Annotated in this window: 1 protein-coding gene; it reads right to left on the reverse strand. The window is 56.9% G+C overall.

Annotation, left to right across the window (positions count from 1 at the left end):
- Window positions 1-736: phage late control D family protein (locus JMY28_RS38815; RefSeq protein ID WP_201701149.1), on the reverse strand; the 736-nt coding region annotated here is incomplete at its 3' end.
- Between the last annotated feature and the right edge of the window lie 142 nt (window positions 737-878).

An 878-nucleotide genomic window follows, 5' to 3' on the forward strand; every position in this document is an offset into this window, starting at 1 on the left:
CTTCCGGGTTGTAATCGGCGACGGTAAAGCCCTGTGGCACCGTGACGTTGTGGGTTTTGAGCGACGTGATCGCTTCCATGCCACTGGCTTCGAGACCGGCCAGTTCGCGGTACGGCACGATCAGTCTGGGATCGTAGATATAGTGGTCGATGTCATCCGCAAAGACGACCTGGTCGCCGTATTCCGTTTCGATAATAAAGCAGTAGATGCCCGACTTCTGCATCAGCATCTGGACATAATCAAAATCCGTCATCTGGTGCTGGAAGCGCCAGAGATGGGTCGGATACTGGCGCCGCAGCCGGAACGCCATCTGGTGATCCTTGATGCCGTGACTGCGCAGGATCTTCTGGATAATCTGCGGCGTCGTGAGATGCTGAAATGTCTGCGAGTTCGTCACACCCTGCAGGCGCCCGACATGCGACTTCAGCACGACCAGGTACTTTACATAGTCCTTCGTCTGCTGGATCGTCGAGAACTTCGCGATGTAGCCGGAGATTTTCCGGACAACGCCGTCGTCCGCCGCAATCGTGAACGTCGCGTCGAGATTCAGGTAATCAGCGCGCGAGAGCTGGAACGGGTGGGTGAGGGTGATGCTCACCTCGTTGGGCTCACCCATCTTCTCGGTGGCATCGAATTCCACGACTGACAACTGTGCTGCGCTTTCAGTACCGGGCACCTCAAGAAAGTACGCCTGCCTTCCCGGTATGTCCTGTAATGCCATCTGCAACTGCACCATAGGCGTCGCCTCCTTGCTGTTTACGTGGGGACACGGCCCGCATGAATGGGCTGCGGATGGGACGAGCCGTGGTAGTGGCCTTATACAGGCCATCCTTCCCTTATACCTTCGGCCATTTGTCGGAGCAATGCTTCGGAGCCCT

Source organism: Paraburkholderia hiiakae, from assembly GCF_904848665.1.
Lineage (GTDB): Bacteria > Pseudomonadota > Gammaproteobacteria > Burkholderiales > Burkholderiaceae > Paraburkholderia > Paraburkholderia hiiakae.